19 protein-coding genes and 5 pseudogenes are annotated in these 22,721 nt (G+C 43.2%); 23 read left to right on the top strand and 1 reads right to left on the bottom strand.

Going from position 1 to position 22,721, the window contains the following annotated elements; genetic code table 11:
• Positions 1-47: 47 nt before the first annotated feature.
• The 13 genes and pseudogenes from B9Z54_RS12110 (at position 48) to B9Z54_RS12050 (ending at position 13,078) form a co-directional block, all read left to right on the top strand.
• Positions 48-1,145 carry a prephenate dehydrogenase gene (locus B9Z54_RS12110; protein WP_113928646.1) on the top strand — a complete coding sequence of 366 codons (1,098 nt, stop codon included), beginning with the start codon at positions 48-50 and terminating at the stop codon, positions 1,143-1,145.
• 40 nt (positions 1,146-1,185) lie between these two features.
• Positions 1,186-2,457: a 3-phosphoshikimate 1-carboxyvinyltransferase gene (gene aroA / locus B9Z54_RS12105; RefSeq protein WP_240189903.1), complete on the top strand. Its 1,272-nt coding sequence runs from the start codon at positions 1,186-1,188 to the stop codon at positions 2,455-2,457.
• 398 nt (positions 2,458-2,855) lie between these two features.
• On the top strand, positions 2,856-3,752 hold the full coding sequence (locus tag B9Z54_RS12100) for a hypothetical protein (RefSeq protein WP_113928644.1): 897 nt from the start codon (positions 2,856-2,858) through the stop codon (positions 3,750-3,752).
• A 68-nt stretch (positions 3,753-3,820) separates the two neighbouring features.
• Entirely contained in the window at positions 3,821-5,080 is a 1,260-nt protein-coding gene (locus B9Z54_RS12095; protein WP_113928643.1) for a tetratricopeptide repeat protein, read from the top strand.
• Positions 5,081-5,125: 45 nt separating this feature from the next.
• Positions 5,126-5,668, top strand: coding sequence for a ReoY family proteolytic degradation factor (locus B9Z54_RS12090; RefSeq protein ID WP_113928642.1), 543 nt, complete (start codon positions 5,126-5,128; stop codon positions 5,666-5,668).
• Positions 5,669-6,075: 407 nt separating this feature from the next.
• Positions 6,076-7,740 carry a transposase gene (locus B9Z54_RS12085; protein WP_113928641.1) on the top strand — a complete coding sequence of 555 codons (1,665 nt, stop codon included), beginning with the start codon at positions 6,076-6,078 and terminating at the stop codon, positions 7,738-7,740.
• Positions 7,741-7,968: 228 nt separating this feature from the next.
• Positions 7,969-8,558, top strand: a pseudogene (locus B9Z54_RS26685) (YpiF family protein).
• A 147-nt stretch (positions 8,559-8,705) separates the two neighbouring features.
• Positions 8,706-9,221, top strand: coding sequence for a QcrA and Rieske domain-containing protein (locus B9Z54_RS12075; RefSeq protein WP_113928640.1), 516 nt, complete (start codon positions 8,706-8,708; stop codon positions 9,219-9,221).
• 3 nt (positions 9,222-9,224) lie between these two features.
• On the top strand, positions 9,225-9,899 hold the full coding sequence (gene qcrB / locus B9Z54_RS12070; RefSeq protein ID WP_113928639.1) for a menaquinol-cytochrome c reductase cytochrome b subunit: 675 nt from the start codon (positions 9,225-9,227) through the stop codon (positions 9,897-9,899).
• A 41-nt stretch (positions 9,900-9,940) separates the two neighbouring features.
• Complete coding sequence (locus B9Z54_RS12065; RefSeq protein ID WP_113928638.1) at positions 9,941-10,711, top strand: menaquinol-cytochrome c reductase cytochrome b/c subunit; 771 nt, start codon at positions 9,941-9,943, stop codon at positions 10,709-10,711.
• Between the two features lie 176 nt (positions 10,712-10,887).
• The gene (gene lhaT, locus B9Z54_RS12060) at positions 10,888-11,484 is read left to right on the top strand and encodes a lipoprotein heptaprenylglyceryl N-acetyltransferase LhaT (protein ID WP_113928637.1); all 597 of its coding nucleotides are present in this window, start codon (positions 10,888-10,890) and stop codon (positions 11,482-11,484) included.
• A 65-nt stretch (positions 11,485-11,549) separates the two neighbouring features.
• Positions 11,550-12,341: a sporulation protein YpjB gene (gene ypjB / locus B9Z54_RS12055; RefSeq protein WP_113928636.1), complete on the top strand. Its 792-nt coding sequence runs from the start codon at positions 11,550-11,552 to the stop codon at positions 12,339-12,341.
• Positions 12,342-12,397: 56 nt separating this feature from the next.
• A complete protein-coding gene (locus tag B9Z54_RS12050) occupies positions 12,398-13,078 on the top strand; it encodes a zinc metallopeptidase (protein ID WP_113928635.1) in 681 nt (226 codons plus the stop codon).
• A 96-nt stretch (positions 13,079-13,174) separates the two neighbouring features.
• Here B9Z54_RS12050 and B9Z54_RS12045 read toward each other — a convergent pair.
• A pseudogene (locus B9Z54_RS12045) lies at positions 13,175-14,046 on the bottom strand (YitT family protein).
• 398 nt (positions 14,047-14,444) lie between these two features.
• Here B9Z54_RS12045 and B9Z54_RS12040 point away from each other — a divergent pair.
• The 10 genes and pseudogenes from B9Z54_RS12040 to panD all read left to right on the top strand — a co-directional run bounded on the left by B9Z54_RS12040 (position 14,445) and on the right by panD (position 22,467).
• Positions 14,445-14,797, top strand: a pseudogene (locus tag B9Z54_RS12040) (nucleotide pyrophosphohydrolase).
• Positions 14,784-15,584: a 4-hydroxy-tetrahydrodipicolinate reductase gene (dapB, locus tag B9Z54_RS12035; protein ID WP_113928634.1), complete on the top strand. Its 801-nt coding sequence runs from the start codon at positions 14,784-14,786 to the stop codon at positions 15,582-15,584. Before B9Z54_RS12040 ends, dapB begins: the two are co-directional and overlap by 14 nt.
• A 78-nt stretch (positions 15,585-15,662) precedes the next feature.
• A complete protein-coding gene (gene mgsA / locus B9Z54_RS12030; RefSeq protein ID WP_113928633.1) occupies positions 15,663-16,088 on the top strand; it encodes a methylglyoxal synthase in 426 nt (141 codons plus the stop codon).
• Entirely contained in the window at positions 16,078-16,770 is a 693-nt protein-coding gene (gene bshB1 / locus B9Z54_RS12025) for a bacillithiol biosynthesis deacetylase BshB1 (RefSeq protein ID WP_113928632.1), read from the top strand. The genes mgsA and bshB1 overlap by 11 nt, the downstream gene beginning before the upstream one ends.
• A gap of 3 nt (positions 16,771-16,773) precedes the next feature.
• A pseudogene (bshA, locus tag B9Z54_RS12020) lies at positions 16,774-17,906 on the top strand (N-acetyl-alpha-D-glucosaminyl L-malate synthase BshA).
• The gene (locus B9Z54_RS12015; protein WP_113928631.1) at positions 17,906-19,096 is read left to right on the top strand and encodes a CCA tRNA nucleotidyltransferase; all 1,191 of its coding nucleotides are present in this window, start codon (positions 17,906-17,908) and stop codon (positions 19,094-19,096) included. The pseudogene bshA and the gene B9Z54_RS12015 overlap by 1 nt, the downstream one beginning before the upstream one ends.
• A 10-nt stretch (positions 19,097-19,106) precedes the next feature.
• Positions 19,107-20,060 carry a biotin--[acetyl-CoA-carboxylase] ligase gene (locus B9Z54_RS12010; RefSeq protein ID WP_113928630.1) on the top strand — a complete coding sequence of 318 codons (954 nt, stop codon included), beginning with the start codon at positions 19,107-19,109 and terminating at the stop codon, positions 20,058-20,060.
• A gap of 327 nt (positions 20,061-20,387) precedes the next feature.
• The gene (panB, locus tag B9Z54_RS12005) at positions 20,388-21,224 is read left to right on the top strand and encodes a 3-methyl-2-oxobutanoate hydroxymethyltransferase (protein WP_113928728.1); all 837 of its coding nucleotides are present in this window, start codon (positions 20,388-20,390) and stop codon (positions 21,222-21,224) included.
• 1 nt (position 21,225) lies between these two features.
• Positions 21,226-22,092, top strand: a complete 867-nt coding sequence (gene panC, locus B9Z54_RS12000; RefSeq protein ID WP_113928629.1) for a pantoate--beta-alanine ligase — start codon at positions 21,226-21,228, stop codon at positions 22,090-22,092.
• Positions 22,085-22,467: pseudogene (gene panD / locus B9Z54_RS11995) on the top strand (aspartate 1-decarboxylase). Before panC ends, panD begins: the two are co-directional and overlap by 8 nt.
• Positions 22,468-22,721: the final 254 nt, after the last annotated feature.

The raw sequence follows: 22,721 nt of genomic DNA, 5'->3' as shown, positions 1-22,721 counted from the left end.
ATTGGAAAAGACGCGAATCAAGACAAGCAGAAAAGAGGGTGAATCTTTTGAAAGGAACCGTTCTGGCTGCCGGATTAGGGTTAATTGGCGGCTCCCTTTGCATCAGCATCAAAAAGGCGCACCCGGACAGCAGGATAATCGGGTATGACAGTAAAAAAAGTGAACAGAAGCTGGCGAAGGAACTCGGAATTATAGATGAAGAGGCTGCTTCTTTTGAAGAGGCTGCTGAAGCAGCGGATTTGATCATCCTTGCCGCCCCTGTCAACGCTATCGTTGGATTGATTGAAAAACTTGGGAATCTGACTTTACGAGAAAATGTCTTAATTACAGATGCGGGAAGCGTGAAAAGTCCCATCATGGAAGCCTCTAAGCAGCTTGCAGGGAAAGGGGCAGCTTTCATAGGGGGTCACCCGATGGCAGGATCTCATAAAAGCGGTGTTCAAGCTGCAAAAGACCTTCTTTTTGAAAACGCCTATTATATTTTGACTCCCGGAGATGGTACCTCCCCGGAAGAAATAGCAGCACTTCAGCGATGGCTTGAAGGAACGAGAGCGAAGTTCCTTGCACTTAATGCAAGGGAACACGATGAACTAACCGGTGTGGTAAGCCATTTCCCTCATTTGATTGCCTCTTCACTGGTCCATACAGCCAAGACGGCTGAAGGTCAATTTCCTTATATTTCGAGGCTTGCTGCAGGAGGATTTAAAGATACCACCAGAATTGCATCCGCAGACCCGCAGATGTGGAGCGACATCACTTTACAGAACAGCCGGGTGCTCCTCAAGCTTTTGGATGAATGGAAGGAAAGTATGAGTTCTCTCATTGAAAAAATTAAAGCGAAAGATAACGGAAGTGTGTTTCGTTTTTTCTCTGAGGCAAAGGTATTCCGAGATGGACTACCGATGAAAAGCAAAGGAGCAATTCCTGCTTTTTATGATTTGTATGTCGATATTCCGGACCATCCAGGTGTCATTGCTGAGATTACAGGAGTGCTGGCAAGGGAACAGATAAGCCTTACGAATATTCGGGTCTTGGAAATGAGAGAAGATGCGGTGGGAAGGCTGGTAATCAGTTTCCAGAATAACATGGATCTTGAAAGAGGAAAAAAGGTCTTGATACAACAAACGAGTTATGAAGTATTTTAAAAAGGAGGCTGCTATGGAAACCTCAAGAAAGCTAGCTTTTATGAGCAATGGAATTAAAGGAAAAATGAAAGTTCCTGGTGATAAATCAATTTCCCATCGTTCCATCATGTTCGGAGCAATCGCCAGCGGCACCACAGTCATACAAAATTTTTTAAGAGCAGAAGACTGCATAAGTACGATGACCTGCTTTAAACAATTGGGTGTGGAAATCACCGAAGAGGGTGACAAGGTGACCGTCCATGGAAAAGGCTGGGAAGGGATTCAAGAACCGGAGACCATTCTTGATGTTGGAAATTCGGGGACTACCGCCCGCCTGATGGCTGGAATATTGGCGGGGAGACCGTTTCATTCTGTTCTGGTCGGGGATGAATCAATCGCCAAGAGGCCAATGAAACGAGTCACTGGTCCATTGGGCCTTTTCGGTGCTGACATAGCCGGCAGGAGAAATGGAGAATTCACTCCTTTATCAATCAGGGGCCGAAAGCTGTCTCCTGTTGACTATAATCTGACAGTCGCCAGTGCGCAGGTCAAATCAGCGATGATCTTTGCCGCTCTTCAAGCAGAAGGTGTCTCTTACATCAAGGAGCCGCTTTCCACACGGAATCATACGGAAACGATGATAAAAAAATTCGGAGGGAATATCAGCAATGAGAATGGTTTGATTAAAGTCAGCGGGGGACAGGAATTCAAAGGAACAGAAGTTGAAGTCCCTGGAGACATTTCTTCCGCAGCCTTTTTCCTTGTGGCAGCTGCCATTGTGCCTGGAAGTTCATTGGTTCTTTCAGATGTTGGCCTTAATCCGACAAGAACAGGCATCATTACAGTATTAGAAAAAATGGGTGCGGATATTAATGTGGTCAAATCGGAGGATAGCAGCGATTTTGAAGCAAGGGGATCAATTTCGATACAAGCGTCTCATCTTAAGGCGATCGAGATAGGGGGAGAAATCATTCCGGCATTGATAGATGAGCTTCCAGTTATCGCTTTGCTGGCAACACAAGCAGAAGGGCGTACAGTAATCAAAGACGCTGAAGAACTGAAAGTGAAAGAAACTAACAGGATTGATGCCGTAGTTTCCCAACTGAAGGTTCTTGGAGCGGATATTGAAAGCACGGAGGATGGCATGATCATCAATGGCAAAACCAGTCTGCATGGGGGAACAGTAGACTCTTTGGGGGATCACAGAATAGGCATGACGCTGGCTGTTGCAGCTCTCCTCAGTAAAGAAGAAGTTACCCTGAAGAATGCGGATGCTGTCAATATCTCTTTCCCGTCCTTTTATTCGGATCTGGCATCATTATCCACTACTTAAGTTCGACTCTAAAAGGTGCTTCTGTTCTTTTATAGAACGGTGGCGCCTTTTTCAGCATAATTGGCAAGGGAAGTTGAAATGACAGGTCACTATCTATTGTTAATAGGGGCTTTGAGAGACAATTGGAGGCGTCTCCTGATTGGTAAAGTATTTGAAGCTGGTTCTCAGAGACAATAGTAAGTATTCCCGGATTTTTGCAGATACCTTTCCGGGTAAATGGAACGGCCGGCTTGAATGAGGTCGCTTCTGTATGTTGAGGCTGTGCTATAAAGCGAAATTTGCTGTAGTAAAACTAGCAGCAAATCCTAAGAGGTTAATAGAGAGTGCGGGTAATTTAATTGTCATTACTTTGCTCTTTTTCTCATAGCTTGTCTTAAGAGAAGAAGGGAGAGCTGACAATGGCCTATATAATAGATAATGTCCCCTGCATCGAATACGACCGGAGAAGAGATATCACAATGCTCGTTGAAGACAATACTATTCGTTCTATTAATTCGAATTTTAAACGCTATACTTTTCCGCGGATGAATGTTTCCCCTTTCCTAATGTCGCCTGTCCACGTTATGGCAGATCTTGAACTTCCTGATTTTTTGGAATTCCACCATTTCAAATCTTATTTTACAACTGAATTCTTGATGAAGGGATGTACAACCCTTATCACGTCATTTTCTATAGATTTTCAGTCGCAATTTGAATTGAACTTAAGACGCACGAGAACTTCACTGCTGAGCAGCCCGATTGATTATGTGCTGGTACTTCGGTGCAAAGCCAAGCTGGTGGCACCTGACTTGATCAGGCAGCTGAAACGGAACAAGATTCCTGCGGTATTTATTGAATTCTCATCAGAAGAAGAGCTCAGGAACATAGCGTGGGGATGGGTAAGGGAGGCTTTATATGGTTACCCATTGGTTTTTTGTCCTCTTATTTCACCAGAAATCGACAAAAGGAGAAGGGAGAAATTGTTGAATGCGTGGCAGGAAATCTTACGAGACGAACTGATTCCGCATATTCAGTCACCATTATCAATCAAAAGACCGCTGCCTCTGCAGTTTTTGAAAAAAATTGGCATCTATCCTCTTAAAGGGAATTTCATGGTAGGCGGAGAAATTAGTTATAACCTATATGAAAGCCCAGCTTCTGAAATAGTTGCCCATTGCCAATCATTTCTTTATGATAATCATATGTTAATTCTTACAGTAAACAAGGGTAAAGTACTTATGTCTAATGGAAGATGCTTCTTTCAGCCTGGAATCGGGGAAGAATTGATGATTAAAAATCCCGGCTATTTAATATGATCATCTCTTGATATAATTTCTGAACAGCCCTTCTATAAAGTACCTGTAGAAGAAAGGAATTTTTTATTATGAACTATGCAGAAGAAATGATAACATCACTCGAACAGGGAGATCTTGACAACGCCGCAAAACATTTCAAGCGGGTGAAGAATCTAGGTACAGATGAAGAGAAGTTTACACTTGCGGAAAACCTCTATCACTTGGGTTTTTTGGAAGAGACAAAAGAATTGCTCGAACAGCTTTTGACTAAATACCCTGGAGAAGGCGAACTGATAGTGACCCTGGCAGAAGTCCTCGTTGAGATGGATGATGAGGAAGGTGCCTTGGAACTGCTGTCAGAAATGGATGAAGAGGACCCGGATTATCCCAGGGCGTTATTACTACAGGCAGACCTCTATCAAATGCAGGGCCTTTTTGAGGTGAGTGAACAGAAGCTGCTTCAAGCCAAGAAGATACTCTCAGAAGAACCAGTTATTGATTTTGCGCTTGGTGAACTCTATCTTGAAATAGGGAAATTTCTTGAAGCGATCCGTTCTTACGAAAATGTCCTTAAAGCTCAAAAGACAAATGTTGGCGGAGTGGATGTCCATCAGAGGATGGGTGAGGCCCTCAGTGCCGGCGGTGACTTCGAGCAGGCCCTGGACCATTACGAGAAGGCTCTTGATGAGCATTTGGAAATCAATACGCTGTTCGGCTATGCCTTCACAGCTTATCAAGCGGGGTACTATACGAAGGCGATAGAAAAACTGGAGTCTGTTAAAGCACTGGATCCTGGCTATAGTTCACTTTACCTGCTCCTGTCTAAGGCCTATGAGCATGAAGAGGAACTCGAGAAGAGTCTGGAAACAGTGAAAGAGGGAATCACCCATGATGAGTTCAACAAGGAGCTCCTTTTCCATGGAGGTAAAATTTCCTTGAAGCTCGGCCTTGAAAAGGAAGCAGAGCAATTCATCCGTGAATCTCTTGCTCTTGACCAGGGCTATATGGAAGCCGCCCTCACTTTGAACAAACTCTTTCTCCAACAGGAAAGATATGACGATATCCTGGAAATCATTAAATTGATGGAGAGTGAAGGTGAAGAAGAACCCCAGCTTCATTGGGACGCGGCGGTTGCTTTTGAAAAAACAGAAGATTATAAAGAAGCATTAAAACAATACCGTCTTGCATATACTTTCTTTAAAGAACATCCAGAATTTCTTCAGGAATATGGATATTTCCTTATTGAAGAAGGAAAACGCGATGAGGCTCGAGAAGTATTTAATGAACTGTTAAAGAAAGACCCAACCAACGAAGAGTGGGCAATGATGATCGAAAGGTTGGAAGATTGACTGCCTGTATCGCTGCAGGACATAACATGCAGAGGAGGGAAATGAATGAAGACCCCTGTATCTGTCAACGAGAAAAAGGATTTCATCCGGTGGTTTTTAAATCGTTATCAGCTGAAGAGACGTGAATGTGTCTGGATTCTTAATTACCTTATGAGCCATGACCAGCTAATGAAAAAAGTTCATTTTGTCGAAGAAGCACAATACTGTCCAAGAGGGTTGATCATGTCCACCCATTGTGTAGAAGAAGTACCGTTCAGGTTTTATAAAGAAAATATTATGACGACGGATGCTGAAAAATCATTTCATGATATCAGGCTGAATAAAGATGAGGATATCTATATTCAACTAAACTTCAGCAAGGCCAATGCTTCCTACCAATATGCCGCGGTCCGTGAAGAAAATCCGTTCATGCCAAAGTATTTGTTAATTAATGAGAAAGACCGGATTATAGCCGAGCAGTTCTTGAAAATAAGTATTGAAACCTATCAGAGACAGAAGATCCTCGATGCCATTGATGATGCTTTGGATAGAAATGATAAAGAGAAGTTCAGGGAATTGACTTCGAAATTAAAGAATTTGCTGGTATAGTTCTAAGCTGACAATCCAACAGGGTTGTCAGCTTTTTTTATGGTCTTGAAAACCTCTGGCTATGCCGGGGGTTCCAGAGGGTATATAGCCAGGGCCAGGAATCCTCACTTCAAGATGAGGCAAAGTTGGTTATCCGGCATTTCCCTTCCATCATAGAATGAGGTTTATCCTGTGGGATGGAACAAACATTCATTGAGTCACCAATTATATCTAAAATAAGCGTAATTTTTCCGGTTAAGCTGTGGAGCCGATATCGATTTGGGGTATATAAGCGGAATATTGAGACCGTCGATTAATTCAAGAAAAACCCCATTTTCACAAACTTTGTTAGAATTCTTCTTTTTATTATCACTTCATTCCATCTATTCGGTAAAATTGAGATATAACTTGTATATGGAGTGATTGTGATGGCGCACGTTCAATATAAATCTTTTGGCCAGTTAACCCTTTCGGATTATGAAGTCTTCTCTTCGGTTCCTTCCCATCCTTTCTGGAGTCGAGTAGAAAAAGTGATTGACTTTTCCTTCGCTGATAAACTCTGCGCCCCATTGTATTCCTCAAAGGGGCAGCGTCCTTATGCCCCGTCCCTAAAACTGAAAGTTCATTTAGTTCAGCGCTATCATAACTACTCCGACCGCGAAATGGAAGAGGCCATCCTTTACCATCTACATTTAAAAAGCTTTCTGGGAGTGCCCGTTGCCTTCAACGGCTTTGACCATAGTACTTTGGGAATGGACAGGGGCCGCATGGGTTCCGACCTTTTTGATGCATGCCTTCATCATATTCTTTCCCAGGCCCTGGCGAAAGGGCTGTGGGGCAAAGAAGAAGACCGGTGGCTCATCGATTCTTTTCATACCTTCGCTAATATCGCCAAGGTGGGGGCATACCGACTAATCCAACAGGGAATGCTTCAGCTTATCCAGCACATTAAGCGGTCACATCTAAAGTTATATGCCCAACTTTTACAGGACTGTCCCCTAACAAACTTTGAGAAACGACTCTCCGATAAAGCACCAGAAGAAGACCGCCTGGTCATATTCAGCCGGCTTGTAGTGGAAGCATACAGCTTATTGCATTGGCTCGAAAGTGACAGGGCGAAACCATTATTCTGGACATGGGAGAAAGACAGACAACAATTGAAATGCTTAGAGCTTCAAGCAGTTCTATATCAAATTTTACAGGAGAACACGAAACCGGCTAATCCCGAAGGAACTGACGAGGAACCCCTTCTCTATCAGGAATTATCCAAAAAGGAAAAACCTCAAAATCGCATCAGAAGTGCTTATGACCCGGAAATCCGCAGTGGACATAAGACGAAATCAATGAAGTTTACCGGAGATAAAATCCAAATCCTAGAATCAAGGGAGTATGGATTGGTCTTGGATGCGGAACCCATTCCCGGCAACGAGTGGGATGGGGATCGCCTTGTCCCCATGGTGGAGAATATCATTAACCGTCACAAGGCAGCCCCAGCACAAGTCATCGGTGATACGGCTTATGGCACAGGTGAAAATCGCAAAAAAATAACAGATATGAAGATTTTACTGTGTGCTCCCGTACAAAGAAGCTCAAATCCCACGGGACTTTTAGAAAACAAATGTTTTATTTATGATGCGGAATCGGATACAGTAACCTGCCCGCAGGGCAACTGGACCTCAAAAAAAGTACGAAACAACAAGAGCCAAGGGCATCAATTCAAATTTGATGGGGATCTCTGTAAAAATTGTCCGATGTTTGAAAAATGTACGACCAATGAAAAAGGCCGGACCATCTTTATCAGTGATTATCATGACATCATGGAACAAGGGAAATCTTATAATATGACAGAAGCAGGGAAGCGGGCATTAAGGGACAGGTACGATGTAGAAAGAACGAACCATGAAGCTGCCAACCACCATGGTCTCCGGAAGCCAAGAACAAGAGGGCGGGAGTCATTAAGGATTGCATCCAAATTGACGGCAATGCTCATCAATTTAAAGATTATGGTCAAGGAATTAGCCCACCCCATCAAGCCGTTATATCGTTATAAAAAATGTGAAAATCGGGTTAAGGCACCCGTCTGCCCAAATTAGGAAAATCTGGACAGAAGAAAGGCATAGAAAGTTAGATAAACTATAATATTAACTAAAATTTGTAAATAAACGGATGGAAATTCCCGTTGATTGTGAAAAAACTCTAAAAAGCCTGTGAACAAAGGATTGGTGAAGAAAAATCACTATTTAATCGACGGTCTCATATTTCCGTTTAAGTACAGTAAAAGGAATCATTTTTGCGTTTTTATTTTCTTCCGACTCATTTTAATGATTACTCAAGAATTCCCCATTAGTTCTTACATTCCCTCGCTTCCCATGCATCGTTTACCTTTCAATGTCCTCCCTAAAGTGATATCATATTCCGCAAGAAGGACAAATAAGAGGTGTTGTATAGTGAATTGGAATGGAAAAGAAGTAGAAACCTATATGAAAGAGAAAAAATATATCGATACAGCGATTATCCCGCTTCTTCCGCTGGGTTTTGAAGAGGAGATGAAGACATCTGCGGCACAAGGAGAGTTCATTTCTCTACTATCCATGCATCTGGAGCATCAATTCAAAGGCAGGCTGATGCTGTTCCCTGCATTTACATACCTGAAATCAGAAGAAAAAGGAGCTGCTGAAAAGAGGCTGCGGGGATGGAAGGCGGCCATGGGAGATTCCGGCTTTCAATATGTTTTTTTCTGACTTCCGACAGCGATTGGAGATTTGCGAGTGATGAACTTGAACGAAGCCTTATGTGGCTCCCTTCGATCCCGCTTGATAACATGGATGAGAAATATAAGCATTCCATCATGGAAGATCAGGTCAAACAGCTGCTGAATGTCATCGTGAAAAAATGGCAGACAGAAGCTTGAATATAAAAAAGTCACATTGTTGACATCATTTTAAAGGACTGAGTTATTGACCTGGTAGAGAGATTAATATATCATTATTATGTCCTAGTTTTATATTTGTGCGAAAAATGTCCATCGGACTGACCTTACGATAGAGGGGGGATAAGGATGAGCAAACAACGTGTATCTAGACGTCAATTCCTTAATTATACGCTTACTGGTGTAGGCGGTTTCATGGCTGCTGGAATGTTGATGCCAATGGTTCGATTTGCAGTGGATCCTGTTTTGAAAGCTCAAGCAGGAGGAGATTTCATTGCAACGAAGCAAAGAGTTGATGAAATAACAACAGAACCTGTGCGTGTGGATTACAGCTACGAGCAAGTCGATGCGTGGTACACTTCTGATGTTACTCAGACGGCTTGGGTTTACAAAAACGAAAATGATGAAATCGTGGCACTTTCACCTGTTTGTAAACACTTGGGATGTACAGTTAACTGGAATGGCGACAAGAACAATGAAAACATGTTCTACTGCCCATGCCATGGCGGTCTTTACAAGAAAAACGGGAATAATGTTCCTGGAACACCGCCGGTATCACCGTTGGATGTATATCCAACACAAGTTAAAGACGGTATTCTGTACCTTGGAAAACCGGAAGCAAATAATCTAGTAAAGGAGGCGTAATCCGTGCTTAACAAAATGTATGATTGGGTTGATGAGCGTTTGGACATTACGCCTTTATGGCGCGATATCGCTGATCACGAAGTACCTGAGCATGTTAACCCTGCACATCATTTCTCTGCATTTGTTTACTGCTTTGGCGGATTGACTTTCTTCGTGACAGTCATTCAAATCTTGTCTGGAATGTTCCTGACTATGTACTATGTTCCGGATATTCAAAATGCTTGGCAATCTGTTTATTATCTTCAAAACGAAGTAGCTTTCGGACAAATCGTCCGGGGTATGCACCACTGGGGAGCGAGTTTAGTTATTGTAATGATGTTTTTACATACTCTGCGCGTCTTTTTCCAAGGAGCATACAAGAAACCTCGTGAACTGAACTGGGTTGTAGGAGTTCTTATCTTCTTCGTAATGCTTGGTCTTGGTTTCACAGGATACTTACTGCCATGGGATATGAAAGCGCTATTTGCGACTAAAGTTGGCTTGGAAATTGCGGCAGCAACTCCGTTTATTGGTGAACAGGTTAAGATTCTTCTTGCCGGTGACGCCTCGATTGTAGGAGCTCAGACTCTTACTCGATTCTTTGCCATCCATGTGTTCTTCCTTCCGGCAGCATTGCTTGGATTAATGGGAGCCCACTTCCTGATGATCCGTAAACAAGGAATTTCAGGCCCATTGTAAAAAATAATGTTCAATAGGTTAACTAAAAAGGAGGGGACACTATGCATAGAGGAAAAGGGATGAAGTTCGTAGGCGACTCTCGTGTGCCTGCAGAACGTAAGCCTAATATTCCGAAAGATTATTCCGAGTTCCCTGGGAAAACAGAAGCCTTCTGGCCCAACTTCTTGTTGAAGGAATGGTTGGTCGGAGCGGTATTCTTAATCGGTTATCTTTGTTTGACGGTCGCTCACCCATCGCCGTTAGAACGTATTGCCGATCCAACGGATGCGGGATATATTCCATTACCAGACTGGTATTTCTTATTTCTTTATCAATTGCTGAAGTATACTTATGCATCAGGTCCATATAATGTTATCGGTGCATTTGTCATTCCAGGAATTGCCTTTGGAGCTCTTCTTCTGGCTCCATTTATCGACCGTGGACCTGAACGCCGTCCGGTTAAACGCCCATTTGCTACAGGCTTCATGCTTTTGGCTCTTGCAGCTACTATATTCCTTACTTGGGAATCGGTCGTCAACCACGATTGGGAAGCAGCTAAAAAGCAGGGTCAAATCGTTGCGGAAGTGGAAGTTGACACGGAATCTGAAGGATATCAAATCTATCAGGAAAACGGTTGTATCAACTGTCACGGTGATACGCTTCAGGGTGGTTCTACTGCCCCTTCATTAGCTAACCTCGAGCTTAGCGAAGAAGAAATCGCTGATATTGCAGTGAACGGTAAGCCGCCGGGAATGCCTGCTGGTCTGTTTGAAGGTACTGACGAAGAACTTGAAACGCTTGCAGCATTTATCGCTGGACTAGAAAGTGAATAAAAGATGTGGATCCGGCGTATGCCGGATCTTTTTTTGAATAGGCTTTTTTCGTAAGGAACAATATAGGTGAAAACAGCCTTTGGATAATGAGAAGCATAAGGTGAAAAACCTTTTGCTTTTTACTATAATTAAATACATAAGATAATTTGTAATAATGGATATGAAAAGGAGATAGCATGATTCGACTATATTCCTACTTAACACACAAGTCATTTCTCGCCCTGCTGCTTGCTGTCAATATTCTGGGCACAATTTACGGCTACATATGGTATCTGCCTCAGTTAGAAAAAACGGCTCCGCATTTTTGGGTTTTTGTTCCTGACAGTCCTACAGCGAGTCTCTTCTTTTGCTTTGTAATTGCTGCACTTTTAATGGGCAGAAATTGGCCATTAATGGAAGCTTTAGCGATCATCACTTTATTCAAATATGGAATATGGGCAGTGGTCATGAATTTGCTGACTCTCGGGGTTACTGGTTATCTGCCGTGGGAAGGATATATGTTGATAGGGTCTCATTTTGCCATGGCAGTCCAGGGAATCCTTTACTCTCCTTACTATCGGGTGAAAACTTGGCATATTATTGCGGCCGCGGTATGGACGCTGCACAATGATATAATCGATTATGTATTCATGCAGTACCCGATCTATTCACAGCTTCATCTTTATATTAGCGAAATAGGTTATTTCACTTTCTGGCTGAGTTTATTTTCCATATTTTTGTGCTATTTTTTCACAAAAAAATTGGAAAGACGTGAGATTCAGCCGGGACGATAGAATTTTCAGGTCTACTCTTGTCCTCCCCTTCATACAATTTAGTAGTAGTTTGAGGGGGGACAAGTATGAAGTTATTCCGATCGGTTTTTATAGCGCTTATCCTTTTGGTGATTTGCATTCCCGTACAGTCATCAGCTGAAGAGACTTCTTTTAAAGAGCTGGATAATATCGCGGATGAGGCCTTGCAGATGACAAAATCGGGCAGGTTCGATGAAGCGAAACAGCTTTTACAATATTTTTCGGACAAGTTTTCCGAAGCAAATGCAAGAAATCGATCCTTTTCGATGGATGAATTGAGGATTCTCACCGTTGCTCATGAAGGGGCTTTGCAATCTCTTGCCGGTACTTCTGAATCCATGGAACAGAGGATTGATTCTGTGATCACCTTCAGGCTGGTCGTCGATGCGATATCTTCCCAGCATCAGCCAATGTGGACTGAAATGGAAAAGCCGATCATGTCAGCTTTCCAGCAGGTGCAAACTGCCGCAAATGAGGGAGATGCCCAGGAATATCATTCGACCCTTAATCAGTTTTTGACTAAATACAGCATCATCCAGCCCAGCATCAAATTGGATATCCCGGTTGAAAAAGTACAGGAGCTCGATTCAAGGATAACATTCATTGACCGCTACAGAAGTGAGAGTGGAAATAGTGTCGAAACACTTAATGAATTGAATACACTTGAAGATGATTTGGAAGATTTATTCGATGGGCTTACTGAAGATGAAGCTGATCCTTCACTCTGGTGGATGATTACTACGACAGGAAGCATTATTATCCTTACATTATCTTATGTTGGATGGAGAAAATACAAAGGAGAATCTGAACAAACCAGGTCTGAAAGGCAAAAGGATTGACAACCATTCCAACAGTGGATAAAATTTTAGTAACTACATCTAGATGGAGGTTTGAAATGGGAGGAATAATCCTTTATTTCATTTTGATTTCGCTTATACCGATATTGGCAAGTATGAATGTGAAAAAAACATTCAAGAAATATTCCAGGGTTGCCACCACTTCAGGAATGACAGGAGCGGAAATGGCACGCCGTATCCTGAATGAAAATGGTTTGTATGATGTAAAAGTGGTTGAAGGACGCGGATTTTTAAGCGACCATTACAACCCTCTAAATAAAACCGTTGCACTATCACCTGATAACTACCATGGCCATTCAGTTGCCGGTGCGGCAGTTGCTGCCCATGAAGTGGGACATGCGATTCAGGACAGCGAGAGCTACGCTTTTCTCCGATTCAGGCATGCGCTGGTTCCGGTAGCAAATATAGGTTCAAATATGTCATGGGTATTCATTATGATAGGGATCTTCAGTGGACTCTCTGGTATGCTTTTGCTGGGTATTGTCCTGATGGCCGCAGGGGTTCTCTTTCAATTGATTACGCTGCCGGTGGAGTTCAATGCATCTTCCCGGGCAATGAATCAAATTGTCTCGCTGGGATTGATCCGTAATGAAGAAGAGCGCCATGCCAAGAAAGTGCTAAATGCGGCCGCGTTGACTTATGTTGCTGCTGCAGCTGTTGCGATTATCGAATTGCTTCGTCTCCTTTTAATTTACACTGGTATGCAAGGAGAAGATTGATATAAGGCGGACTGGTCTGTTCGGCGGTATCTCAACTGAAACGGCCTAACTGTTAGAAAAGTGCTTCCCGGGAATGGGAAGCACTTTTTATTATTTTTAGTCCTCAAGGGGATGTTTGTTCTCATCCAGAGTGAAACCCTCGCCTAATACATCGTGAACCACTGTTACAGAAACAAAGGCATGGGGATCGACAAAGCTGATGATATTTTTCAAACGTACAATTTCATTTTTTCCAACAACACAATACAGTACATTGCGGTTTTCTTTTGTAAACGAGCCGTGTCCTTTGAGAACGGTAACTCCACGATCCATTTTTTCATTAATAGTGTCCGCAATTTCTTCATATTTGTCGGAAATGATCATGGCCCCTCTGGCAGCATAGGCGCCTTCCTGCATGAAATCAATCACTCGTGCCCCCACAAATACCGCCACAAGGGTGTACATCGCTTCTCTGTAGCCCAAGTATGTAAGAAGGGAAACCCCTATAACAAGCGCATCAAAGATAAACATTGTTTTACCCATGCTCCAGCCTACATATTTATGTACGAGCCTTGCGATGATGTCCACTCCGCCGGTTGTTCCGCCGTACCTGAAGATAATCCCCAGTCCCACACCGAGGAAAGCTCCGGCAAAAAGTGCCGCGAGGAATAAATCGCCTTCTAATGGTATTACCATTTGATATCTCTGAAATATCCACAGAAACACAGAAAGGCTTATCGTACCGATAATAGTATAGAAAAAAGCACGCCTTCCTAAAAACTTCCATCCAATAAAAAAATGGGAATATTCAATGCAAGGTTAGAATAAGAAGGGTCAATGCCTGCAAGAAAGTATAATAATAACGTAATACCTGTAAAACCACCTTCTGCCAGCTCATTCTGCATGTTGAAATGGACAAGTCCAAAGGCGAAGATGGCTGATCCGAGAATGATGAAAAGTGTGTTTTTGACTCGCAGTCCGAGTAACATGATTGTTCCTCCAATCGTTGGTAAGTTAGAGTATAAGATTTAAAGACGTATTTGTTAATGAATCCGGCAGTGGGTCCGATCGGCAAAAATCTTTGCCAAATTACCCCCATACATACAAAATGATGATGGCTTCGTGGAAACAGCCGCCGTATTCTTTTCTTATAACAGAGCAATTATATAGGAAGAGATGTAAACTATCAATAAAGGGTTTATTCTAAGACATTTTTAGTGTTTTATGTGATCGAAACATGCTGCTTTAAGTAGAATAAGCGAAGAGCTTGAATGTAATATTCTGAGCTGGCCGGGAACTTCCTTGGTATATAACCATCTGGTTTAATTATTTGTCAAAAATCAATTATTTAGCTAACATAAATAGAAGAAATCAGCGAGGTGTTAGTATGGGAGAAAATAAAACAATCAAGGAAATGCAGGCAGAAGTAGATACATACATAGGACAATTTAAAGAGGGGTACTTCAGCCCGCTGGCTATGATGGCCAGATTGACGGAAGAAATGGGTGAATTGGCCAGAGAGGTTAACCATTACCACGGAGAAAAACCGAAAAAAGTACTGAAAAAGATAATACCATAGAAGACGAACTTGGCGATATTCTTTTTGTTGTTACATGCTTGGCCAATTCATTGGGGCTTGACCTCGAAAAAGCACATAATTCAGTTATGCATAAGTTCCAAACAAGAGATAAAGACCGATGGACACGCATAGAGGAGGAAGAAATCAATGGCACCGATTAAAGTTGCGATAGCGGGTCCCAGAGGAAGAATGGGCAGGGAAGCAGTCAAAATGGTAGAAAGCACTGAAAACTTTCAATTGATTAGTGTGTTGGATCATAAATATGATGGCAAACGGCTGCATGAATTAGAAGGTTTTTCAGGGGCTGATGTACCAGTCTATACAGACATTAAAGAATGCTTTGATACCGAGGCTCCCCATGTACTGATTGATTTGACGACCCCTGAGACCGGGTATCTCCATACAAAAACAGCCTTGGAGTATGGAGTAAGGCCAGTTGTTGGAACAACAGGATTTTCTTCGGATCAACTGGCTGAATTGACAGATCTAGCCCGGGAAAGAAAACTGGGATGTATCATTGCCCCAAATTTTGCAGTCGGGGCAGTGTTGATGATGAAGTTCTCCCAAATGGCCGCTAAGTATTTTCAAGATGTGGAAATTATAGAACTGCACCATGATCAAAAGCTCGATGCTCCTTCCGGAACGGCTGTAAAAACAGCAGAAATGATTGCTTCTCAAAGAGAATCCAAGGAACAGGGACACCCTGATGAAAAAGAAACGATAAAAGGCGCAAGAGGAGCAGACTACGATGGCATGCATATCCATAGTGTCCGTCTGCCGGGTCTTATTGCTCACCAGCAAGTGATGTTCGGTGCTGAAGGGCAGAGCTTGACAATCCGACATGATTCATATAATCGGACTTCCTTTATGTCAGGAGTTAAGGTATGCGTAGAAACGGTTATGAAAATTGATACATTGATTTATGGACTGGAAAATATACTGGATTAAACAGGGGGCTTCCCTGCGTATAGGTATGAGGATAACTTTTTCGCAGAGGGCTTCACTTCGAGTCAAGGAGTGATTGTTTTGAATATTGCTTTAATAGCGCATGATAAGAAGAAAGATAATTTAATTCGTTTTGTATTGGCCTATAAAGATACGTTTCAAAAGCACAACTTGTATGCAACAGGGACAACAGGTTCAAGAATCAATGAAGAGACGGGTCTCGACCTTCACAGGTTTAAGTCAGGTCCTCTGGGCGGCGATCAGGAAATTGGTTCATTCATCGCAAACGATAAAATGGACATAGTCATCTTTTTCAGGGACCCATTGACAGCGCAGCCGCATGAGCCGGATGTTTCTGCCCTCATTCGTTTATGTGATGTTTATTCTGTCCCTCTGGCAACCAATATGGGTACTGCTGAAATTATTATAAGAGGACTGCAGCGCGGTGATATCCATTGGCGCGAGATCTCCAAAGAGCAAGGGGAGAATGACGGTAATGGAAATTGATATCCTGGCATTCGGTGCACATTCAGACGATGTAGAAATCGGGATGGGCGGCACGCTAGCCAAGTATGCGGCAGCGGGAAAAACAGTAGTGATCTGTGACCTGACTAAAGCAGAACTGTCTTCAAACGGCACTCCTGTGTCAAGGGAGGAAGAAGCTGAAGAAGCCGCCTCTCTATTAGGTGTAACGGAAAGGATAAACCTTGGCCTTCCTGACAGGGGACTTTACTTGATGAAAAATTACATTGATGAGATAGTACGTGTCATCAGACTCTACAAACCCAAAATTGTGTTTGCGCCTTATGAAGTCGACAGGCACCCGGATCATGGAAATGCATCCTCGCTGGTGAAAGAAGCTTTTTTTTCCGCGGGAATAAAAAAGTATGGAGAAGGAGAATCGCATAAACCTTTATCTTTATATTTTTATATGATTAACGGGTTTCACAAACCTGATTTTGTTGTGGATATAGAACCATACATAGAGACCAAAATAAAAAGCTTGGAAGCATATCAAAGCCAATTCGTCAGTTCATCGGGAAGTGTTTCTACTCCTTTGACTGAAGGGTACCTTGAATCGATCGAGGCAAGGGAAAGAATGATGGGCAAAACAGCCGGTCTTTCATTTGCGGAAGGATTTATGACCCACACCACTTTGATTGTCGACAAGGACTTATTAGGAGAGTAGTTTATGAAATTAAAAATCGGGATCACTTGCTATCCGACGGTTGGGGGTCCGGGGTAGTAGCGACTGAACTTGGAAAACTGCTTGCGGAGAGAGGGCATGAGATTCATTTTATCACCTCCAGTGTACCGTTCAGGCTGAACAGGATGTACCCAAATATTTATTATCACCAGGTAGAGGTGAGCCAGTATTCGGTTTTTCAACATGCTCCATATGACATAGCTTTGGCTAATAAGATGGCAGTGGTGGCCAAAAGGGAAAACCTCGACATACTGCATGTTCATTATGCTGTGCCTCATGCTGTTTGTGCCATCCTGGCAAAACAAATGGCAGGCACGGAATTGAAAATCGTCACAACGCTGCATGGAACGGATATCACCGTCCTGGGATATGACCCGTCGTTAACGGAAGCCATCCGGTTTGGAATTGAACATTCTGACCATGTTACAGCAGTATCCCATGCCCTTGTAGACCAGACGTACAGTCTTATTAAACCAGAGAAAGACATTGAGACAGTTTACAACTTTATTGATGAGCGTGTTTATCGCAAGGTGGACTCGAATCATTTGAAAAAAGAATATGGTTTGCGCCCCGAAGAGAAGGTCGTCATCCATGTATCGAATTTCAGGGCAGTCAAAAGGGTGGAAGATGTTGTTCAGGCTTTCAGCAGGATTGCAGATCAAATCCCGGCCAAACTTATGCTGGTAGGAGACGGGCCGGAAATGACTGTCATCTGTCAACTGGTAAGAGAACTTGGGCTGAAAGAGAAGGTTCTTTTCCTTGGTAAGCAGGATAGCCTTGAAGAACTTTATTCACTGAGCGACCTCATGCTCCTCCTTTCTGAAAAGGAAAGTTTCGGACTTGTAGCTCTTGAAGCGATGGCGTGCGGAGTTCCATGTATAGGGACTGATATCGGTGGAATACCTGAAGTGATTGAAGACGGAGTCAATGGATATATTTGTCCCCTCGGGGCTGTTGATTCTGTTTCGGAGAAGGCGGTATCATTGCTTTCTTCGGAAAAGCTCTATCAGGAACTATCAGAGAATGCCACAGAGACGGCCAGGACAAAATTTCATTGGAGCAAAATAGTGGATCAGTATGAACAAATATACAGAAAGCTTCTCGTAAAGGGTAGGTGATGAAGGTGCTCCCTTCCATATTCCAGCGTGCTTTGCCTGTACTGAAGAAATTGGAAGAAGCCGGGTATCAGGCTTATTTTGTCGGCGGTTCTGTAAGAGATCTGCTTTTGAACAGAACGACAAATGATATTGATATTGCCACTTCGGCCCTCCCTGAACAAGTTAAGGAAGTTTTCCCCAAAACGATTGATGTTGGGATTGAACACGGAACAGTAGTGGCGGTCTATAACAAAATTCCTTATGAAATCACAACCTTCAGAAGTGAAGATAACTACAAGGATCATCGAAGACCGGAATCGGTTACATTCATCACCTCGTTAAAAGAAGATCTTCAAAGACGGGATTTTACCATCAATGCGATGGCGATGGACAGCACGGGAGAAATTCATGATCCTTTTCGTGGAAGGGAAGATCTTAAGGAAAAGGTGATCCGTACGGTAGGTGATGCAGATGAACGATTCAAAGAGGATGCCCTTAGAATGATGAGGGCCGTCCGCTTTATGTCTCAGCTCAATTTTAAAATTGAAACCGAAACCATTAAAAGCATAGAGAACAACAGAAATACTCTTAAGTATATTGCTGTTGAAAGAATATCTGCTGAATTCGAAAAGTTAGTAAGTGCCCCATATAAACGTTCTTCATTTAATATCCTGGAAGAAACAAAGCTCTATGAGTATCTTCCTGAATTGAAAGAGGAAGTAGTAATGTCTGCTGCCGCCTTGCCTATTGACCACCTGAGCAATGAACAAATGTGGCTGCTGCTCAATTACCTAACTAAACCGCGATCCGGCTTTTTAGATCCATGGAGACTTCCTGCAAAGAAAATGAAATACATAACCAAAGCAATAGCTTTTCTTTGTGAGAGGAAGGAAAGTGAATGGGATTCTTACAGACTTTATCATGCAGGGGTTTCGATGGCGGTTGATGTTGAAAGAGTATACCAGGTGCTGAATACTTCAGATGGAAAAACAGATGAAAGCTGCTTAAAGGATTTGCATGATGCTTTGCCGATTAAAAGCCGTGCTGAGCTGGAACTGTCCGGAAATGACCTGATGAAGTGGACGGGAAAAACAGGCGGCCCATGGATAAAAGACATAATTGAAAAAACGGAAAGAGCTGTCATAGAAGGGGAAATACCCAATCAAAATTCAAGCATAAGGGAGTGGTTAGGGCTTTGCAATCACCAATAAGAAAAAATTAATGGAAGCTTTCAGAATGGCAGATGGAGAGTTTCTTTCCGGACAAGCCCTGGCAGATATAGCAGGCTGCTCTCGAACAGCCGTATGGAAACATATCGAAGAGCTTAGAAAAGAAGGCTTTGAATTTGAAGCTGTGAAGAAAAAGGGGTACAGAATTTTGAAAGCTCCTGACAGGGTAAGTGCGGAAGAAGTATATTTAGGTCTGAGGACAAGAGCAATTGGAAGAGTGATTGAATATATGGAATCTGTACCATCCACACAAAAAATCGCCCATGCTCTTGCGCAAGAAGGAAGTGTGGAAGGAACCACTGTAATAGCTGATGAGCAGACAGAGGGAAGAGGAAGGCTCCTGAGAAGCTGGCACTCTCCGAAAGGAACCGGAATCTGGATGAGCATCATCTTGAAACCCCAGCTGCCTCCACAAAGAGCCCCGCAATTCACTCTGATTGCAGCGGTAGCGGTCGTGCAGGCAATCGAAGAGGTATGCGGCCTAAGTCCAGAAATTAAGTGGCCGAATGATATTTTACTTAACGGCAAAAAGGTTACTGGAATATTGACAGAGCTTCAGGCAGAGGCGGATAAAATCAATTCCATTATTATCGGGATCGGGATGAACGTAAATCAGAAGAGGGAAGATTTCCCTGAAGAACTGCAAGCCATTGCCACCTCTTTGTCCTTGGAGAAAGAAGAAAAGATATCGAGGGCAAAACTAATCCAAAAAGTGCTCGAGAAACTCGAATTGTATTATGATTTATACATGGAAAAAGGCTTCACCCCGATCAAGCTGCTCTGGGAAAGCTATGCCATCAGTATCGGAAGACAAATTACGGCGAGAACCATCACAGGCAGTATTAAAGGAAAAGCCCTGGGCATCAATGAAGATGGCGTGCTGAGAATTGAAGACGCCGAGGGAGCCATTCACGAAGTTTACTCAGCAGATATTGAACTGGATTAATATGAAAACGTTTTCTCTCAGTCTTTTTTTCTATTGAAATCCTGTTTCTTTTGTTATAATCTTTTATTGAAGGGCAGTATCCTCAGTGAACTGCACCGTATCTCAAAAACTGAATACATCAACTTATATCTGCCTTGATCCATTTGGACAGGGACGGAGGGTCGAAACTTTAAATTGAACTTAACGGGATCCTTCTGCCTTTATTTGCGGAAGGATCCCTTTTTGTCAGGTTCTTTTGCAGCAGCCCATTCTCAGCGGATGGAGTTTGCAAAAGCAGCCAATATACTAGATGTTTCGCCGCCTCTGATAAAAAAGGAGGAACTAAAAATGAAGAGCACATCCGATTTTATCAAAATGAAAAGTGAAGATGAAAAAATATCAATGGTGACCGCTTATGACTATCCTTCAGCAAAGCTTTCCGAGAAAGCCGGCATCGATATGTTGTTGGTAGGAGATTCCCTGGGGATGGTCGTATTGGGCTATGGCTCAACGGTTGCTGTGACTCTTGAGGATATGATTCATCATACCAAGGCGGTAAGAAGAGGAGCACCTGATACTTTTGTGGTGACTGATATGCCTTTTATGACCTATCACCTTTCCAAACGAGATACCCTGCAAGCGGCAATGGAAATTGTTCAAAAAAGCGGTGCCCATGCTGTGAAGGTTGAAGGCGGGGGGGCTGTAATTGATACAATTGCCGACCTCACAACAGCTGGCATTCCCGTTGTCGCCCACCTTGGACTAACTCCGCAGTCAGTTGGTGTTCTTGGCGGATACAAAGTTCAGGGGAAAACGGCAGAAGCAGCCGAAAAACTTATAGAAGAAGCAAAAAGGTGCGAAGAAGCCGGTGCGTTTGCACTTGTCGTTGAATGTATCCCCCGCCAGCTGGCAGCTGAAGTGACGAAAAGCATCAAGATCCCGGTGATCGGCATTGGTGCCGGAAGTGAAACAGACGGCCAGGTCTTGGTATTTCATGACATCATGACCTATGGTGTTGAAAGAATACCGAAATTCGTGAAGAAATATGCAGATTTTAACGAAGCGGCTGCTGCCGGTCTACGGACTTACCATAATGAGGTGAAAGACGGCCGGTTTCCCGAAGTCGGCCACACTTTCACAATGAAAGAAGAAGAATTGCAATCCTTATATGGAGGAAAGAATTAACATGATAAAATACACCTCGATTCCTTCCCTGCAGGAGTTTTTAATGAATGAAAAACGCAGAGGAAAAACAATAGGTTTCGTGCCGACAATGGGCTTTCTGCATGAAGGCCATCTTACCTTGGCGCAGCAGGCCAGGGAGGAAAACGATATTGTCGTCATGAGTATCTTTGTCAACCCCCTGCAGTTCGGACCAAATGAAGATTTTGAAAGCTATCCCCGCAACCCGGAAAGAGATGCGGAGCTCGCCCAATCGGCAGGAGTCGATATCCTGTTTCTACCGGAGGCGGAAGAAATGTACTCAGGCACTTCAGTTAAGATGCATGTCACCGAGCGGACCGATGTTTTATGCGGAAGCAAGAGGGAAGGCCATTTTGACGGTGTTGTCACCGTGGTGTCGAAGTTATTTAATATCGTCGGACCTGATAATGCCTATTTCGGGTTAAAGGATGCACAGCAGGTAGCTGTTATTGAAGGTCTTGTTAAGGATCTGAATTTTCCTGTGAATATCGTCCGTGTTCCAACGGTCAGGGAGAAAGACGGCCTTGCCAAGAGTTCCAGGAACGTTTACCTATCCGAACAGGAAAGAATGGAAGCTCCGGTTTTAAACAGAAGCCTGAATGATGCAGAAAGGTTGATCAAGGAAGGTGAAGCAGATCCAGGTCGGATTATTTCCTTTATCCGTGATAGAATCAGCGCAGAAACCAGTGGAATCATTGATTATATCGAAATCTATTCTTATCCTGAATTAACAACCTTGGATAAACTTCAGGGAGAGGTCATAATAGCCTTAGCAGTGAAATTTGATAAAGCCCGGCTGATTGATAATATAATCATCAAAGAGGCACAGGAGGAGATACACCATGTTTAGAACGATGATGAGCGGAAAAATCCATAGAGCGACAGTGACAGAAGCGAACTTGAATTATGTGGGCAGCATTACGATTGACCAGGATATCCTCGACAATGTTGGCATGCTTCCAAATGAAAAGGTTCAAATCGTCAATAATAATAATGGTGCAAGACTGGAAACTTACATCATTCCGGGAGAACGCGGAAGCGGTGTATTCTGTCTGAATGGTGCGGCCGCACGTCTTGTACAGCCTGGTGACGTCATTATTGTCATTTCGTATAAGCTTGTTCCGGATGAACAGGCCCATACCCACGTGCCGAAAGTGGCCATCATGGATGAAAAAATAACATAGTTGAAATGCTGGGAACGGAGCCTGAAGCTACGGTTTATTGATTCTTTTTTTAAGGCTGTTTTCCCAAAGACTGTGGTTGTTCTAAAAGTAATGGATTTCCGCTCCAGGCGCACGACTCCGCGGGGCGGGCGCCCGGCCTCCTCGGCTTCGCCTGTATAAAAAGTGGAAGCGCCCTGATCAGACTCGACAGGCAAATGTTCCGCATCGAAAAAAAGGCGGTCTTTCCTTTTATGCGATGCGGGTTATTTGACCCTGAGGGGCTGGGCGCTGCAACTAGACGCCGCTAGTCCCGAAG

It is taken from the genome of Bacillus sp. P14.5 (genome assembly GCF_003316765.1).
In the GTDB taxonomy this organism is placed as follows: domain Bacteria; phylum Bacillota; class Bacilli; order Bacillales; family Bacillaceae_B; genus Rossellomorea.
The sequence above is the reverse complement of the archived record's forward strand: the minus strand, read 5'-3'. Positions and strand labels throughout refer to the sequence as shown.

Excerpts from the sequence above, each read along its gene's own strand:
- B9Z54_RS12100 (WP_113928644.1), top strand. The coding sequence starts at position 2,856 with ATGGCCTATATAATAGATAATGTCCCCTGCATCGAATACGACCGGAGA.
- lhaT (WP_113928637.1), top strand. The coding sequence starts at position 10,888 with ATGATTCGACTATATTCCTACTTAACACACAAGTCATTTCTCGCCCTG.
- dapB (WP_113928634.1), top strand. The coding sequence starts at position 14,784 with ATGGCACCGATTAAAGTTGCGATAGCGGGTCCCAGAGGAAGAATGGGC.
- B9Z54_RS12050 (WP_113928635.1), top strand. The coding sequence starts at position 12,398 with ATGGGAGGAATAATCCTTTATTTCATTTTGATTTCGCTTATACCGATA.
- panC (WP_113928629.1), top strand. The coding sequence starts at position 21,226 with ATGATAAAATACACCTCGATTCCTTCCCTGCAGGAGTTTTTAATGAAT.
- B9Z54_RS12015 (WP_113928631.1), top strand. The coding sequence starts at position 17,906 with ATGAAGGTGCTCCCTTCCATATTCCAGCGTGCTTTGCCTGTACTGAAG.
- B9Z54_RS12010 (WP_113928630.1), top strand. The coding sequence starts at position 19,107 with ATGGAAGCTTTCAGAATGGCAGATGGAGAGTTTCTTTCCGGACAAGCC.
- B9Z54_RS12065 (WP_113928638.1), top strand. The coding sequence starts at position 9,941 with ATGCATAGAGGAAAAGGGATGAAGTTCGTAGGCGACTCTCGTGTGCCT.
- aroA (WP_240189903.1), top strand. The coding sequence starts at position 1,186 with ATGAGCAATGGAATTAAAGGAAAAATGAAAGTTCCTGGTGATAAATCA.
- B9Z54_RS12090 (WP_113928642.1), top strand. The coding sequence starts at position 5,126 with ATGAAGACCCCTGTATCTGTCAACGAGAAAAAGGATTTCATCCGGTGG.
- B9Z54_RS12075 (WP_113928640.1), top strand. The coding sequence starts at position 8,706 with ATGAGCAAACAACGTGTATCTAGACGTCAATTCCTTAATTATACGCTT.
- panB (WP_113928728.1), top strand. The coding sequence starts at position 20,388 with ATGAAGAGCACATCCGATTTTATCAAAATGAAAAGTGAAGATGAAAAA.
- ypjB (WP_113928636.1), top strand. The coding sequence starts at position 11,550 with ATGAAGTTATTCCGATCGGTTTTTATAGCGCTTATCCTTTTGGTGATT.
- bshB1 (WP_113928632.1), top strand. The coding sequence starts at position 16,078 with ATGGAAATTGATATCCTGGCATTCGGTGCACATTCAGACGATGTAGAA.
- B9Z54_RS12095 (WP_113928643.1), top strand. The coding sequence starts at position 3,821 with ATGAACTATGCAGAAGAAATGATAACATCACTCGAACAGGGAGATCTT.
- B9Z54_RS12085 (WP_113928641.1), top strand. The coding sequence starts at position 6,076 with ATGGCGCACGTTCAATATAAATCTTTTGGCCAGTTAACCCTTTCGGAT.